Source organism: Stenotrophomonas sp. STK16_22 (assembly GCF_051984505.1).
Lineage (GTDB): Bacteria > Pseudomonadota > Gammaproteobacteria > Xanthomonadales > Xanthomonadaceae > Stenotrophomonas > Stenotrophomonas maltophilia_A.
This window is the reverse complement of record NZ_CP196972.1, coordinates 4,329,827-4,344,998: the sequence shown is the minus strand read 5'-3', so window position 1 is coordinate 4,344,998 and position 15,172 is coordinate 4,329,827. Positions and strand designations below refer to the sequence as shown.

14 protein-coding genes are annotated in these 15,172 nt (G+C 67.8%); 11 read left to right on the top strand and 3 right to left on the bottom strand.

Annotated elements, in window-relative coordinates; genetic code table 11:
- The first annotated feature begins 295 nt into the window (after positions 1–295).
- The 6 genes from ACSYAO_RS20085 (at position 296) to ACSYAO_RS20060 (ending at position 5,403) form a co-directional block, all read left to right on the top strand.
- Positions 296–1,261 carry a hypothetical protein gene (locus ACSYAO_RS20085; protein ID WP_049463297.1) on the top strand — a complete coding sequence of 322 codons (966 nt, stop codon included), beginning with the start codon at positions 296–298 and terminating at the stop codon, positions 1,259–1,261.
- Positions 1,254–1,802, top strand: a complete 549-nt coding sequence (locus ACSYAO_RS20080; RefSeq protein WP_049463296.1) for a GTP-binding protein — start codon at positions 1,254–1,256, stop codon at positions 1,800–1,802. Before ACSYAO_RS20085 ends, ACSYAO_RS20080 begins: the two co-directional genes overlap by 8 nt.
- Positions 1,795–2,211 (top strand): roadblock/LC7 domain-containing protein, encoded by a 417-nt coding sequence (locus ACSYAO_RS20075; RefSeq protein WP_049463295.1) that lies wholly within the window; start codon positions 1,795–1,797, stop codon positions 2,209–2,211. The genes ACSYAO_RS20080 and ACSYAO_RS20075 overlap by 8 nt, the downstream gene beginning before the upstream one ends.
- Before the next feature lie 53 nt (positions 2,212–2,264).
- On the top strand, positions 2,265–2,624 hold the full coding sequence (locus ACSYAO_RS20070; protein WP_005419760.1) for a hypothetical protein: 360 nt from the start codon (positions 2,265–2,267) through the stop codon (positions 2,622–2,624).
- Positions 2,625–2,720: 96 nt separating this feature from the next.
- A complete protein-coding gene (gene aceK / locus ACSYAO_RS20065; RefSeq protein WP_049463294.1) occupies positions 2,721–4,451 on the top strand; it encodes a bifunctional isocitrate dehydrogenase kinase/phosphatase in 1,731 nt (576 codons plus the stop codon).
- 61 nt (positions 4,452–4,512) lie between these two features.
- Positions 4,513–5,403 carry an energy transducer TonB gene (locus tag ACSYAO_RS20060; protein WP_032130286.1) on the top strand — a complete coding sequence of 297 codons (891 nt, stop codon included), beginning with the start codon at positions 4,513–4,515 and terminating at the stop codon, positions 5,401–5,403.
- Between the two features lie 34 nt (positions 5,404–5,437).
- Here ACSYAO_RS20060 and ACSYAO_RS20055 read toward each other — a convergent pair whose 3' ends face one another.
- The 3 genes from ACSYAO_RS20055 to trxA all read right to left on the bottom strand — a co-directional run bounded on the left by ACSYAO_RS20055 (position 5,438) and on the right by trxA (position 9,526).
- On the bottom strand, positions 5,438–7,012 hold the full coding sequence (locus ACSYAO_RS20055; protein WP_032130287.1) for a sensor domain-containing diguanylate cyclase: 1,575 nt from the start codon (positions 7,010–7,012) through the stop codon (positions 5,438–5,440).
- Between the two features lie 210 nt (positions 7,013–7,222).
- Entirely contained in the window at positions 7,223–8,968 is a 1,746-nt protein-coding gene (rho, locus tag ACSYAO_RS20050) for a transcription termination factor Rho (RefSeq protein WP_005414668.1), read from the bottom strand.
- 228 nt (positions 8,969–9,196) lie between these two features.
- Entirely contained in the window at positions 9,197–9,526 is a 330-nt protein-coding gene (trxA, locus tag ACSYAO_RS20045) for a thioredoxin (RefSeq protein WP_049463293.1), read from the bottom strand.
- A gap of 511 nt (positions 9,527–10,037) precedes the next feature.
- Here trxA and rhlB point away from each other — a divergent pair.
- The 5 genes from rhlB (at position 10,038) to ung (ending at position 15,151) form a co-directional block, all read left to right on the top strand.
- Positions 10,038–11,762, top strand: a complete 1,725-nt coding sequence (gene rhlB / locus ACSYAO_RS20040) for an ATP-dependent RNA helicase RhlB (protein ID WP_032129537.1) — start codon at positions 10,038–10,040, stop codon at positions 11,760–11,762.
- A 178-nt stretch (positions 11,763–11,940) separates the two neighbouring features.
- Positions 11,941–12,627 carry a cell division ATP-binding protein FtsE gene (gene ftsE, locus ACSYAO_RS20035; RefSeq protein ID WP_032129538.1) on the top strand — a complete coding sequence of 229 codons (687 nt, stop codon included), beginning with the start codon at positions 11,941–11,943 and terminating at the stop codon, positions 12,625–12,627.
- Positions 12,628–12,630: 3 nt separating this feature from the next.
- Positions 12,631–13,578, top strand: coding sequence for a permease-like cell division protein FtsX (gene ftsX / locus ACSYAO_RS20030; protein ID WP_010481047.1), 948 nt, complete (start codon positions 12,631–12,633; stop codon positions 13,576–13,578).
- Between the two features lie 7 nt (positions 13,579–13,585).
- Complete coding sequence (locus tag ACSYAO_RS20025; protein ID WP_032129540.1) at positions 13,586–14,428, top strand: response regulator; 843 nt, start codon at positions 13,586–13,588, stop codon at positions 14,426–14,428.
- A 9-nt stretch (positions 14,429–14,437) separates the two neighbouring features.
- Positions 14,438–15,151 (top strand): uracil-DNA glycosylase, encoded by a 714-nt coding sequence (gene ung / locus ACSYAO_RS20020; RefSeq protein WP_049400766.1) that lies wholly within the window; start codon positions 14,438–14,440, stop codon positions 15,149–15,151.
- The last annotated feature ends 21 nt before the right edge of the window (positions 15,152–15,172 follow it).

Sequence of the window (15,172 nt, the reverse complement as noted above, 5' to 3'; positions counted from 1 at the left end):
GGCCGTGACACCGGAACCCGCGCTTCGGCGCGGGTTTCTTTTTGGGCCAGGATTACTGCGGCCCTTCATCCACGCATGGCGTGGATCTACCGGGGACCAGAACCGTGACATCCATCGGCTGTCGGAATGCCGTCAAAGGGGCATGAAACTTGCCCGCGATGGCCGTCGCAGAACGGATAGGAGACAGCCTGCAACCGCCCTCGATCTGAGCAGTCGATCACGACGGCTGCCGCTGGCGATGCCCTAGCCTTGGCGACGCGAGGCCACCGGGGAGGTGGCCGCACGGGGAACACGGATGGCACGCGTGCTGGTAGTGGGAACCGACATCCAGGGCGAGCAGGCCCTGCTGCAGCGGCTGCGCGTGGCATCGGCCCTGCCGGACGGCCAGATCCGCCGCAGCCAGGACCTGGATGATTGCGATCTGCTGGTCATCCGCGATACGCCGGCGCTGCGCAACGCGGCCCAGCGCATGCGTCAGCAGCGTCCGCGACTGCAGTGCTGGATCGAAGACCTGGGCGGCCAGCTGCGTGACGGTGATGGGCACCAGGACGTGCTTGACGATGGTGCCATCGGCCGCGCGCTGCGCCGCATGCAGTTGGCACCGGAGCCCATGGCCATGCACGCACCCGCACCGATCCGTCTGGCCGATGGTGCACACGCCATCACCCGCCTGCTGCGCGAGCGGCTGCCGCTGCGACAGGGGCAGGCACTGTTGAGTGATGCGGGCGAGCCTCTGCTGCTGATGGATCTGGAGCACGACCAGGCCGTGCTGCTGCAGGAACCGGCTGCGGCGCTGGTGGAGCGTCTGGCCGATGCCTTCGAACGCCTGCAACTGGATGCGCTGACACCCGCACGCCTGCAGGCGCTGGCCGGTGAGCGGCCACGCCAGCCACTGCGACCGCTGCTGTGGCAGTGGGCGCAACGCAGCCGCCATTGGCAGGCATTGGACGAACGCCTGCGTGGCGCTTCAGTGAAGCTGCTGCGCTGGCCGGACTTCCGCGTACTGGGCCACGACCATGATGGCTTCCGCCTGTGTTCGCTGCTGCTCAAGCGCGCGTGCACGGTTGACGAGTGCGTGATGCTGCTTGATTTGCCGGCTGCGGCGGTGCGCGATTTCATCCATGCCGCCTACCTGTGCGGCTACGCGCAGCTGCAGACTGCACCGGCGGCGCCGCTGATGGCGACAGGTGGCACCCGCACCGACAACGGCCTGCTTGCCCGCCTGTGGCGGCACCTGCGCGGGAGCGAACGCAATGCGTGAGCACAAGGTGGTGGTGCTTGGCGGCATGGGCAGCGGCAAGTCGACCCTGGTACGCAGCATCGCGGTTGGCGCGGTGGTCGACACGGATGTGGCCAACAGTGATCGCTTCGGCGCCGACAAGGCCTCCACCACCGTAGCGCTGGACTACGCAGACATCGACCTGCCCAATGGCGAACGCCTGCGTCTCTACGGCACACCCGGCCAGCAGCGTTTCGATTTCCTGTGGCCGATCCTGCTGCAGGGCGCGCGTGGCGCGGTGCTGCTGCTGGATGCGCGTCGTGCCGGGCTGGCCAGCGAGCTGGAGGACTACCTGCAGGTGCTGCAGCCGTTCGCATCATCCCTGGCACTGGTGGTGGCGGTCACCCACCTGGACCAGGCACCGCAGGCCGCACTGGACGACTGGGCCGCCCGTGCCAGCCTTGACGACCAACCACTGCCGCTGCTGGCGGTGGATGCCCGCGACCGCGAACAGGGACTGTTGCTGATGGATGTGTTGATGAGCGAAATGGAAGCGCACGCACTGGTGGCGGCGCATGGCTGACGGGCAGATGGCGGTACTGCCCGATGCCGGTCAGCGTGAGCGACTGCAGCCGCTGCTGCAGGACCTGCAGCAGCGGGTCGAAGGCGTGCGCACGGTGGTGCTGGCCAGTGTCGATGGCTTCGCCCTGGTCAGTGCCGGGGCCGGAGGGCGCGGTGAGCGGCTGGCGGCGATGACCAGCGCGATGCTGGCGCTGGCCGCGGCAGTGGGCCGCGAACTGCTGCTGGGCGATCTGCAGACGCTGATGCTGGAGGCCGGGGGCGGCAAGGTGCTGATGCTGGCGATCCAGGCCGAAGGGCGCGCACCGCTGCTGCTGATGGCGGCCTGCGACCAGCGCAGCGTGATCGGCCAGGTGCTGTGGCAGAGCAGGGAATGTGGCCAGGCGATCCTGGCCGAACTCGGCGGATCGTGAGCCCGGCCGCAGGGGAACGAGGGGCTCGAACCAACATCGACAAGGGGTGCGACGTGGCTGGATTGAATGAATCGTTGAACGCACTGATGGGCATCGACGGCGCGCAGGCAGTGGCGCTGGTCGACTACGAAAGCGGCATGCTGCTGGGCGAAGCCGGTGCCGGCATGGACATGGAAGTGGCCGCCGCCGGCAACACTGAAGTGATCCGCGCCAAGATGAAGACCGCCGCGTCGCTGAACCTCAACGACAGCATCGAGGACATCCTGATCTCGCTGGGCAAGGCGTACCACATCATGCGCCCGGTGGCGAAGAAGAAGGGCCTGTTCTTCTACATCGTGCTGGACCGGACCAAATCCAACCTGGCGCTGGCGCGGCGCAAGGTGCAGGACGTAGAGGCCGAACTGGCGATCTGATCCACCGGCGCGTTGTAGAGTCGAGCTTGCTCGACTCTACACAAGCCACCCCACGCCAGCGTATGGTGGAGACGGTCCTCCCCGGGTACGCCGTGCATGTCAGAGCCTGTCATCGCAACCGTACTGGCGCCGCGTATCGCCGGTGCCATCCGCGATGGTTTCGAGCAGTACCATGCCCGCTTCGCGGCGATCACCGCGCGGGCGCGGCAGCGCTTCGAGCAGCGCGATTGGGCTGGTGCGCGACAGGATGCGGTCGAGCGCATCGCCCTGTACGACCTGTGCATCGCCGAGCAGATGGATGCGTTGCGCCGCCTCGCCGATGACGCGATCGGCGAGCGCGCGCTGTGGCTGCAGGTGCACGCGCAGTACAGCGCGCTGCTGCAGGGCCTGATCGACGCCGAGCTGTACAAGACCTTCTACAACACGCTGTCGCGGCGCCTGTTCGCTACCCGCGGCGTGGACCCGGCGCTGGAATTCATTGCTTTCGACGTCGAGCCCTCCGATGCAATCACCCATCCTGTCGCGCGGCATACCTACGCGGTCTCGCCGACGCGGCCGGTGGAGGCCCTGCAACGCGTGCTGGCCGACTACCGCTTCGACATCCCCTATGCGCACCAGCTGCGCTGTGCGGCGGCCATCGCCGTGCGCCTGCAGGACGACCTCGCCCATTGGGGGGACACGCCGGTACGCAGCATCGAACTGCTCGACACGGTGTTCTACCGCGAGCGCCGCGCTTACCTGGTTGGCCGCGTGTTCGGCGAGCATCGCTTTTCGCCATGCGTGATTGCCCTGGTCAACGATGCGCGCGGCCTGCGTGCCGATGCGGTGCTGACCCGGCGCCGTGATGTCGCCCATCTGTTTGGCGTGTCGCGCAGCTACTTCCAGGCTGACCTGGGCACCGTGGGCGACGCGGTGGTGTTCCTGCGCAGCCTGCTGCCGGGCAAGCCGATCGACGAGATCTACACGGTGCTGGGACGTGCCAAGCAGGGCAAGACCGAGCGCTACCGAACCTTCTTCCGCCACTTCAACGAGCATCCGCAGGAACGGCTGGTGCATGCCGAAGGCACGCCGGGCATGGTCATGGCGGTGTTCACCCTGCCCAGTTATCCATTGGTGTTCAAGCTGATCCGTGACCGTTTCGCCTGGCCCAAGGCAATGTCGCGGCAGCAGGTGGAAGAGAAGTACGCGCTGGTGTTCAATCTCGATCGTGTCGGCCGCCTGCTTGATGCGCAGCCTTATCGCCACCTGCGTTTCCCGCGCGAGCGCTTCGCGCCGGCCCTGCTGGAAGAGCTGCTGCAGCAGTGCGCGCAGAGCGTACGTGTCGATGGCGACGAGGTCGAAGTCGCACTGTGCTATGTGCAACGTCGTTTCCGACCTTTGAACCTGTACCTGCGCGAGCAGTCCGGCGAGGCGGTGCGCGCGGCGGTGCTCGACTACGCGCAGGCGATCACCGACATGGCGCGCAACAACATCTTCCCCGGCGACATGCTGCCGAAGAACTTCGGTGTGTCACGGCACGGCCGGGCCGTGTTCTATGACTATGACGAGCTGTGCCTGGTCAGCGACTGCGTGTTCCGCGCCTGGCCGCAGCCACGCACGCCAGAGGAAGCGATGGCCGACGAGCCGTGGTTCCATGTCGGCCCGCGCGACGTGTTTCCCGAGCGCTTCGGTCCGTTCATGGGCCTGCCTGCTGCGGAGCTGGCAGCCGTGCGCGAGCACTACCGGCACCTGTTCGACCCGGGCTGGTGGCAGGGCCTGCAGGAACGCTTCGCCCGGGGTGATTATCCGGACACGCCGCCCTACGCGGGCGCACACCGGCTGGCGTGAACCGGCTGTCATGGCGGCTGGGACTGGGATAGGCTCGCCGTTCATCACCAAGGATCCGGCAATGATGCGTTCCCCACTGTTTCTCGCCCTCGCGCTGGCCGTAGGTGCCGGCGCCCCCCTGCTTGCAGGCGATGCCACTGCGCAGACCGCACGTGCTGTACGTGCGACTGCGGAAATGAGCATGGTGCTGTCCGGTCATATCGAGGTCACGCCGGAGGGCGCGGTCCGTTCGCTGGTGCTGGACCAGAAAGCCATGGTGGCCCCGAGCATCGCCTCCTTCGTGGAAGGCACCATCGGTGGCTGGCGCTTCGAGCCCACGCTGCGCGATGGCCAGGCGGTGGCCACGCGGGCCCCTTTGCGCGTTCGCCTGCGCGGCAAGGCTGCGGCCGATGGCGGTTATGAAATCAGCATGACCAGTGTCGACTTCAGCGAGTACGATCCGAAGGCCACCGATTCGGTGACCCAGCTGCACATGACGCCGCCGCGCTACCCGGAAGCGGCCTACCGTAACGGTGGCCAGGGTGAGGTGCTGCTGTTGGTCAAGGTGGCCCGTGACGGAACAGTGGCCGATGTGGCCGCCGAGCAGGTGAACATGGCCGTGGTCGCACCTGAGCGGACCCTGGCCAAGATGCGCGACATCCTGGCCAGAGCCAGTGTCAGCACCGCCCGCACGTGGACCTTCAAGCCGCCGACCACCGGCGAGGACAGCACCCGGGACAGCTGGACGGTTCGCATCCCGGTGAACTTCGCCCTGAACAATGATCCCAATGCAGTGGCGGAACGCTATGGCCGCTGGCGCGCCTTCATTCCGGGGCCGCGGCAGACCGTCCCGTGGCGCGAGGCGGACCCGGTCGAGCAGGTCGGCAGCGATCTGCTGCCGGAAGGCGGCGTCTACATGGTGGACGGCGCCAAGCGCGGCCTGCGCCTGCTGACCCCGCTGGCGCAGGGCTGAGACCCGCTGCGGAGCCGGGCAGCCCGGCTCCGCGTCAGTCGGCGTACGGGTAGACCACCACCCGGTTGCGGCCCTGTTCCTTGGCCATGTACAGCGCCTTGTCGGCCAGCCGCAGCGCCTGTTCTGCGTCGACATGGAAGCTGGGGAAGTGGGCCACGCCCAGCGATACGGTGATGGTGCCGACCGGTTCGAACGGATGGTCGGCGATGTGCTGGCGCAGGCGTTCACCGGCCTGGCGGGCCGATTCAGTACTGATGCCCGGCAGCAGCAGCAGGAATTCCTCGCCGCCGGCGCGGCAGAGGATGTCGCTGTCGCGCGAGTAGCGGCGCATCTGGTCGGCGATGTGGACGATGGCGTTGTCGCCGACGTCATGCCCGTAACTGTCGTTGATCGACTTGAAGCGATCGATGTCCAGCGCCAGGATCGCGAACGGAATGCCCTGCACCTGCAGCGCATCCAGCGCCTGCTGCAGCCCGCGGCGGTTGAGCAGGCCGGTCAGCGGGTCGGTGCGGCTGGCACGGTTGAGCGTGCCGATACGATCCTGCAGCGCATTGAAGCTGTGCAGCACCGCCTGTTTGAGCTGGGCGACCTCGAAGTACCAGGCGCGGATGCCGCTGACGTGGTTGATCGCGTTGCCGGTGTCCTCGCCGCCCTGCACGTTGCGCGCCAGCTGCCACAGCGGCATCGAAATGCGGCGCGCGAACCACCAGGTGACCAGCAGCGACAGCAGGCCGAGTGGAATCGCATTCCAGATCACTGCGGTCATCAACCGCGATAGCGGCTGCAGGGTGGCCTCGGTCGGGCGCTGCGCGATGATGCCCCAGCCGGTGGCCGCCACCGGTGCATAGCCGGCCAGCATCGACACGCCGCGGTTGTTGCGTACCTGCTGTGCGCCCCGTTCTCCGCGCACCACGGCCTTCACCGCCGGGTTGCCGACCACGTAGTCACCCACCCGCTTGCCATCGGCGTGGTACAGCAGGCGGCCATTGCGGTCCACCACGTACAGGTAGGAACCGTCGCGGTAGTAGTGCTTGCCCAGCAGCGTGTGCAGTGCACTGCGCTGGCGCAGGTACAGGGTGCCGCTGACATAGCCGCGATAGCGGCCCTGGCGGTCGAAGATCGGGTGCGACAGCGACACCAGCAGCTTGCCGGTGGCCGATTGGTAGGGATCGCTGATCATCGGCTGGCGCGCCGCCAGTGCCGCGTTGTTGCCGACACTGTGCAGCACCTCACCCTGCAGCTGCAGGGTCTGCGGCGAGGTGGCGATCACCAGGCCGTCGGCATCCACCACCAGCGAGGAGTTGAAGCTGCTGGACTGCAGCTGCAGGCGGCTGGCTTCATCCTGGGCCTGCTTCGGATCAAGGTCGTCCTCGCCCAGGCGGGTCGCGGCATAGGCCAGCTGCTGCTGCGCGGCCAGCAGGAAGTTCTGGGTGGTCTCGGCCAGCTTGGTGGCGTAGACGCGGTTGGCTTCCAGGGTATTGCCGACCAGCTGGTCGCGCTGCACCCGGTAGCTGGCCAGCAGGGTGTTGGCCAGCGCGATGATGGCGCTGAGCAGGGCCAGGGCGAGGATCAGCTTGCCCAGGTTGAGGCGGGGAGACAGCGTTCGCATGCGTCGACGGATCCGGCAGGAGGCTGGACCCGACCGGTTCTCCGGAAGGGGCGACAGCGGGAATCGGTGGCAGGGCCCACGGGGGCCGGGCAGGGTATCGCGCGGATTATCGCCAAAAGCGGGCGCCAGCGAAGTGAAGTGCGTCGCCCTGCAGGCAAAAAAAAACCTGCCGCAGCGAGCGGCAGGTTTCTTCTGATGCAGCGCCAGGGATCAGCGCTTCATCGAACCGAAGAACTCGTCGTTGGACTTGGTGTTCTTCATCTTGTCGAGCAGGAACTCCATCGCGGCCATTTCATCCATCGGATGCAGCAGCTTGCGCAGGATCCAGATCTTCTGCAGCAGCTCCGGTTCGATCAGCAGGTCTTCGCGGCGGGTGCCGGAACGGTTGATGTCGATGGCCGGGAACACGCGCTTTTCAGCAATACGGCGGCTCAGGTGCACTTCGCTGTTGCCGGTGCCCTTGAACTCTTCGTAGATCACCTCGTCCATCTTCGAGCCGGTATCGACCAGCGCGGTGGCGATGATGGTCAGGCTGCCGCCTTCTTCCACGTTGCGCGCGGCACCGAAGAAGCGCTTCGGGCGGTGCAGGGCGTTGGCGTCCACACCACCGGTCAGCACCTTGCCCGAGCTCGGCACCACGTTGTTGTAGGCGCGGGCCAGGCGGGTGATCGAGTCGAGCAGGATCACCACGTCCTTCTTGTGCTCGACCAGGCGCTTGGCGCGCTCGATGACCATTTCGGCCACCTGCACGTGGCGCGCGGCCGGCTCGTCGAAGGTCGAGCTGATGACCTCGCCGCGCACGGTGCGCTGCATCTCGGTCACTTCTTCCGGGCGTTCGTCGATCAGCAGCACGATCAGGTGCACGTCCGGATGGTTGGTGGTGATGGCGGTGGCGACCTGCTGCATCATCATGGTCTTGCCGGCCTTCGGCTGCGACACGATGAGCGAGCGCTGGCCCTTGCCCTGCGGGGCCATCAGGTCGAGGATGCGGCCGGTGATGTCTTCCGACGAACCGTTGCCGCGCTCCAGGGTGAAGCGGCGGCGCGGGAACAGTGCGGTCAGGTTCTCGAACAGCACCTTGTTCTTCGACGCTTCGATCGGCTCGCCGTTGATGGTGTCGACGATGTTCAGCGCGAAGTAGCGCTCGCCGTCCTTCGGGAAGCGGATGCGGCCGGAGATGTGGTCGCCGGTGCGCAGGTTGAAGCGGCGGATCTGGCTGGGCGAGATGTAGGTGTCGTCCGGGCCGGCCAGGTAGCTGGCTTCAGCCGCGCGCAGGAAGCCGAAGCCGTCCGGCAGGATTTCCAGTACGCCGTCGGCGGCGACGCCGTCACCGTGGCGGGTCAGCACCTTCAGCAGGGCGAAGATCACGTCCTGCTTGCGGGCACGGGCCACGCCTTCGGAGATCTGCAGCTGCTCGGCGATTTCCAGCAGCTTCTGTGCCGGCATGCGCTTGAGGTCGCTCAGCGAGTAGACCGGGAAGCCCTCGGGCACGTTGGCGTGCGGACGCGGCACGAAGGGCTGCTGCTCGCCGCCGTCGTTGGGCATGCCGTCGTCGCGGAAGCGGTTGTTGTTGCGGTCACGGTCGCGGCGGTTGCGGAAGCGGTCACGGCGGTTGCCCTGGCCTTGCCCCTGGCCCTGCTGGCCGTTCTGGTTGTACGGGTTCTGGCCCTGGTTCTGGCCGCCCCCCTGGTGGTTCTGCTGCCGCGGCTGGCCGGATTCGCGACCCTCACCACCTTCGCCACCGCCACTGCTGGCAGGGGCCTCGGCGGCGGGCGCGCTCGGTGCGGGGGCGGGGGCCGGTGCCTCGGGCGCGGCGGCCAGCGGCAGGGTCGGCTGCGCCGGAGCGGCGCTGGTTTCGGCGGCTGCCGGGGCGGCGGCCTTGCTCACGCGGGGCTTGCGCACGCGCTTTTCGGCGGGCGCATCGGCGCTGCCGGTTTCGGAAGTGTTATCGGACAAGAGCGTTATTCCTCGCTTGAAGGTGCGAGCGCCCGGCTGGGGCGGCGAACGTTGGGAATGGGTCTGGAAGAAACTGCGTCCAGAGGGTGCGGCACGCGAACGCGGCCGGATGTGCCGACACTATCATCGGCCTGCGGCGCCGTGCAAGGGCTGCCGGGAACAGCATTCATCATGGACGCTGGGCGTCCGCCGGCAGCCGCGGGTGGCGGCTGCCGGAAAACAGCAGGATCAGGTCAGGGCCTTGTCCAGCAGGCCGGCCAGCTGGGCCTTGCCCACCGCACCGATCTGCTCGCCGACCTTCTCGCCGTCCTTGAACACGACCAGGTACGGGATCGAACGCACGTGGTACTTGGCGGCCAGCGCACGATTGTGGTCGACGTTGACCTTGGCGATCTTGGCGCGGCCCTGGTAGGCATCGGCCAGTTCGTCCAGCGCCGGGGCGATCATCTTGCACGGGCCACACCATTCGGCCCAGAAATCGACCAGCACCGGTTCCTTGGAATTCAGCACTGCGCTATCAAAGTCGGCGTCGCCGACATGTACAACCTTGTCGCTCATCTTGGTTTCTCGTCTTGGATTGCACCCGGCCATGCCGGAGGTGGGTGAACTGGGCCATGCCCGGTGGCGCGACCCTCGTCGTTGCCTCGCGGCGCACTGCCGCGGTGCGTTCGGCGGGATGCCTGGACGCTCACGGCCGGCAGTGTACCCCTATCGCAGGGCGGGGACAGGCGCCGGCTGGAACCCAGCGTATCGTGATCGCTTCGAAGCCCGGTATGTGTCGGATTTCACTGTCTTCCCGAAGATGGGGGTGGCAGCGGGCGACACCAGCGGGACCGGCGGGGTCGTTCAAGTCCTGTGTGGCTGGATGAAGGCGCGTCGTCTCTCCATCCGGTGAGACCGGGCATTCCGGTTTGCCTGCCCGAGTGCGTTAAACTGGGGCATTGTGCGGCGCGCGGACCGGGTGGTCCCAGCCTGCCAACCCGCCGCAGGGGCCGCAGTTTGCGACGGTGCCCCTAGACGATGAAGTGCCAGCCGCCCCACGGGCCGGCGGCCATACCAAGACGGACTCATGAGCGACAAACCGCTGACCGATTTGACCTTTTCCTCCTTCGAGCTGCACCCGGCCCTGCAGGCCGGCCTTGAAGGAGCCGGATTCACCCGCTGCACCCCGATCCAGGCGCTGACCCTGCCGGTCGCGCTGCCCGGCGGTGATGTCGCCGGCCAGGCCCAGACCGGCACCGGCAAGACCCTGGCCTTCCTGGTCGCTGTCGTGAACCGCCTGCTGACGCGTCCGGCGCTGGCCGATCGCAAGCCGGAAGATCCGCGTGCGCTGATCCTCGCCCCGACCCGCGAGCTGGCCATCCAGATCCACAAGGATGCGGTGAAGTTCGGTTCCGACCTGGGCCTGCGCTTCGCCCTGGTCTACGGCGGCGTGGATTACGACAAGCAGCGCGAGCTGCTGCAGCAGGGCGTGGACGTGATCATCGCCACCCCGGGCCGCCTGATCGACTACGTCAAGCAGCACAAGGTGGTGTCGCTGCACGCCTGCGAGATCTGCGTGCTGGACGAAGCCGACCGCATGTTCGACCTGGGCTTCATCAAGGACATCCGCTTCCTGCTGCGCCGCATGCCGGAGCGCACCACCCGCCAGACCCTGCTGTTCAGTGCCACCCTCAGCCACCGCGTGCTGGAGCTGGCCTACGAGCACATGAACGAGCCGCAGAAGCTGGTGGTCGAAGCCGAGACCATCACCGCCGCGCGCGTGCGCCAGCGCATCTACTTCCCGGCCGACGACGAGAAGATCCCGCTGCTGCTGGGCCTGCTGTCGCGCAGCGAAGGCGCGCGCACCATGGTCTTCGTCAACACCAAGGTGTTCGTCGAGCGCGTGGCGCGTTCGCTGGAAAAGGCCGGCTACCGTGTCGGCGTGCTGTCCGGTGATGTGCCGCAGAAGAAGCGCGAGAGCCTGCTCAACCGCTTCCAGAAGGGCCAGCTGGAAATCCTGGTGGCCACCGACGTGGCTGCGCGCGGCCTGCACATCGATGGCATCAAGTACGTCTACAACTACGACCTGCCGTTCGACGCCGAAGACTACGTGCACCGCATCGGCCGTACCGCGCGCCTGGGCGAAGAGGGCGATGCGATCAGCTTCGCCTGCGAGCGCTACGCGATGGGCCTGCCGGACATCGAGGCCTATATCGAGCAGAAGATTCCGTCCGAGCCGGTCACCAAGGAACTGCTGACGCCGCTGCCGCGCCCGGAACGCCCGGCCCCGGCTGCGGGCGAGGAAGGCGAGGACAACGAAAGCGTCGGCCAGATCTTCCGCGAAGCGCGCGAAGCCCGCGCTGCCGAGGAAGAGCGCCGTGGCGGTGGCCGCAGTGGCGGCCGTTCCGGCAGTGGTGGTGGCCGCGGTGGCCGCGACGGTGAGCGCAGCGGCGAGCGCCGTTCGCGTGGCCCGCGCAAGCCGCGCGTGGAAGGCGAGCAGGGCGCTGCCGCCCCGGCCGCCGGTGCCGAAGGCGCTGCCGCGCAGGCCCCGCGTCCGCCGCGCCCGCCGCGTGCTGAAGGCGCACCGGAAGGTGCGGTGGACGGTGAGCACAAGCCGCGCAAGCGCCGTCGTCGTCGCCACGGCCGTCCGGTCGAAGGTGCCGAGGGTGTGCAGAACGCCGCCGGCAATGGCGCCAGCCCGGTCACCCCGGTGCAGGTGGTGGCCAAGCCGGTGCGCACGGCTGCTGATACCGGCGATTCGTTCCTGACCCGCATCGGCCGCAAGATCCGCCGGATGCTGTCGGGCAGCTGATCGGCGCTGCCGATCAGCGGGTAGCACCCGACCGTTGGTCGGGTGACCTTGACCGGTGTGCCGACCAACGGTCGGCACCCACCCTGGCCGGCAACCCACACCGCTGCCGGCCAGCGGCCGGCACTACCGATCATATGACCGTCTCCACGACGTCGCGCCGGTCCTGCATAATCGGGGCATGAGTGTCCTGCGCTTCGACAATGTCAGCAAACAGTACGCCGGTGGCCACGAGGCGCTGACCGATGTCAGCTTCGAGGTCGCGCCGGGCGAGATGCTGTTCGTCACCGGCCATTCCGGTGCGGGCAAGAGCACCCTGCTCAAGTTGATCCACCTGGACGAGCGGCCCAGCCGCGGCGCGGTGGTGTTCGACGAGCGCAACCTGCTGAAGGTGCGCGGTGGCGACGTGCCCCGCCATCGACGCGCGGTCGGCGCGGTCTACCAGGACCACCGCCTGCTGATGGACCGCTCTATTGCCGAGAACGTGGCGCTGCCGCTGATCCTGCGCGGCACCCGCCGTAGCGACATCAACAAGCGCGTGCGCTCGGTGCTCGAGCGGATGGGCCTGGGCCATCGCGAGAAGGCGCTGCCCTCGCAGCTGTCGGCCGGTGAGCAGCAGCGCGTCGGCATCGCCCGCGCCATTGTCGGTGAGCCCAAGCTGCTGGTGGCCGATGAGCCGACCGGCAACCTCGACCCGACCCTGGCGGCGGAGATCATGGCCCTGTTCGCCGAGCTGCCCGCGCGCGGCACCAGCGTGCTGGTGGTCAGTCACGACCTGCCGCTGCTGCGCCGCATGCGCAAGCGCGTGCTGATCCTTGACCACGGCCGGCTGGTGGATGACATCTCGCCGCAGGACCTGGCGGAGTAATCGATGGCGAAGAACGAAAACAGCGAAGCCGCCGCCCCGTCGCGTGTGGGCGTCTGGTTCCAGCACCACGTGCACAGCGTGGTGTTCAGCCTCGGCCGCGCCTGCCGCAAGCCGTGGGCGACCCTGCTGACGGTGATGGTCATGGCGCTGGCGCTGGCCCTGCCGCTGGGCCTGTCGATCGCGCTGGACAACCTCAAGCAGTTCGCCGGCAGCGTGCAGCAGTCGCGCGACATCAACGTGTTCCTGAAGGGCAACGTCGATGGTCCCGGCGCGCTGCGCCTGGCCGGCCAGCTGCGCGATCGCGATGACGTGGCCGAAGTGAACGTGCGCACGCCGGAGCAGGGCCTGCAGGAACTGCGCGATGCCGGCCTCGGCGAGGCGATCGATGCACTCAACGACAACCCGCTGCCCTCGCTGCTGGTGATCACTCCGGGCCAGGGCAAGGACGACGCACGCCTGGCGCGCGCGCTGGAAAGCCTGCCCGAGGCCGACCTGGTGCAGCACGATGCGCTGTGGCGCCAGCGCCTGGATGCCTGGCTCGCGTTCGGTGCGCGGCTGGTGCAGGTGCTGTCGGTGCTGCTCGGCGTGGGCGCCGCGCTGGTGGTCGGCAACACCGTGCGCCTGGACATCCAGGCCCGCCGCGAAGAGATCGGCGTGCTGCAGCTGCTCGGCGCCAGTGATGGCTTCATCCGCCGCCCGTTCCTGTACCTGGGCGCGTGGTATGGCCTGGGTGCCGGCGCAGTGGCGCTGGCCCTGATTGCTGCGGCCGGCGCTGCCTTGCGCGTGCCGCTGGCCGAACTCTCGCGCAGCTACGGCAGCCCGTTCGTGCTGCACGGCCTGGACCTGCTGCATGGCAGCCTGGTCCTGCTCGGCACACTGCTGCTGGGCTGGCTGGGCGCGTGGCTGGTGACCGGCCATTTCCTTCGCCAGACCCGCCCGACCGACACCTGAGACCGGCATGCAACCGCAAGCGCTGAAGCACCTTGAAGGGCCCGCGACGCGGGTGATGGTGGTCGATGGGTCAAAGCTGGTCCGCAAACTGATCGCCGACGTCCTGCAGCGCGACCTGCCGGGCGTGGAAGTGATCGGCTGCGACAGCATCGAGGATGCGCAGCTGGCGCTGGCGCAGGGCCCGGTGGATCTGGTGACCACCTCGCTGACCCTGCGTGATGGCGACGGCCTGGCACTGGCGCGGATGGTCCGCGAAGCCGCAGGCCAGGCCTATGTGCCGGTGATCGTGGTCTCCGGCGATGCCCAGCAGCATCTGGAGCAGCGCCGCTTCACCGAGTACGTCACCGACTATTTCGACAAGGCGCTGGGCCACGAGGCACTGGCGACCTTCATCCGCGGCTACGTGCAGCCGCAGACCATTCCCGGCGCCACCATCCTCTATATCGAGGACAGCCGCGTGGTCGCCGAGGCTACCAAGCGCATGCTGGAACGCCAGCAGTTGAACGTGCTGCACGTGGTCAGCGCCGAAGAGGCGTTCACCCTGCTCACTGCCGAGTCGCTGGGCCGCAGTCGCCACCGCATCGACCTGGTGCTGACCGACGTCACCCTGAAGGGCGAACTGAGCGGTCGCGACGTGGTGCAGCGCGTGCGCGTGGACTTCGGCTACGGCAAGCGTCGCCTGCCGGTGCTGGTGATGACCGGCGATGGCAACCCGCACAACCAGACCGGGCTGCTGCAGTCCGGTGCCAACGACCTGGTGCTCAAGCCGATCGAAGAGCGCCTGCTGGTCACCAAGGTGCTGTTCCAGCTGCGCCTGGCCCGGTTGAACGATGGACCCCTGATTCGATGAAGTGGCGTGATGATTGATGAAGTAGCCGGCACCCCGACGATCCAGCTCGAGCCGAGCTGGAAGCAGCATGTCGGCGATTACCTGATGCAGCCGCAGATGCGCGAGCTGTCCAGCTTCCTGCGCCAGCGCAAGGCCAGCGGTGCGGCGGTGTTCCCGCCCGGCCCGCAGATCTTCGCTGCGTTCGATGCCACGCCGTTCGAGCAGGTGAAGGTGGTGATCCTCGGCCAGGACCCGTACCACGGCCGCGGTCAGGCGCATGGGCTGAGCTTCTCGGTGGCGCCCGGAGTGCCGGTGCCGCCGTCGCTGCTGAACATCTACAAGGAGATCGAGAGCGATCTCGGTATCCCGCGTCCGGACCATGGCTGCCTGATCCCGTGGGCGCAGCGCGGTGTGCTGCTGCTCAATGCCGTGCTGACGGTGGAAGAGGGCCAGGCCGGTGCCCACCAGGGGCGTGGCTGGGAAGGTTTCACCGACCACGTGGTGGATGTGCTCAACCGCGAACGCGACGGCCTGGTGTTCATGCTCTGGGGCGCGTACGCGCAGAAGAAGGGCAAGGTCATCGACACTCGCCGCCACCGTGTGCTGAAGTCGCCGCACCCGTCGCCACTGTCGGCCCACCGCGGCTTCCTGGGCTGCCAGCATTTCTCGATGGCCAACGAGTACCTGCAGCGCCGCGGCCAGGCCCCGATCGACTGGTCGCTGCCGCCGCGTTCGGCGCTCTGAGCGGGCCGGGCAGGGGCCCGG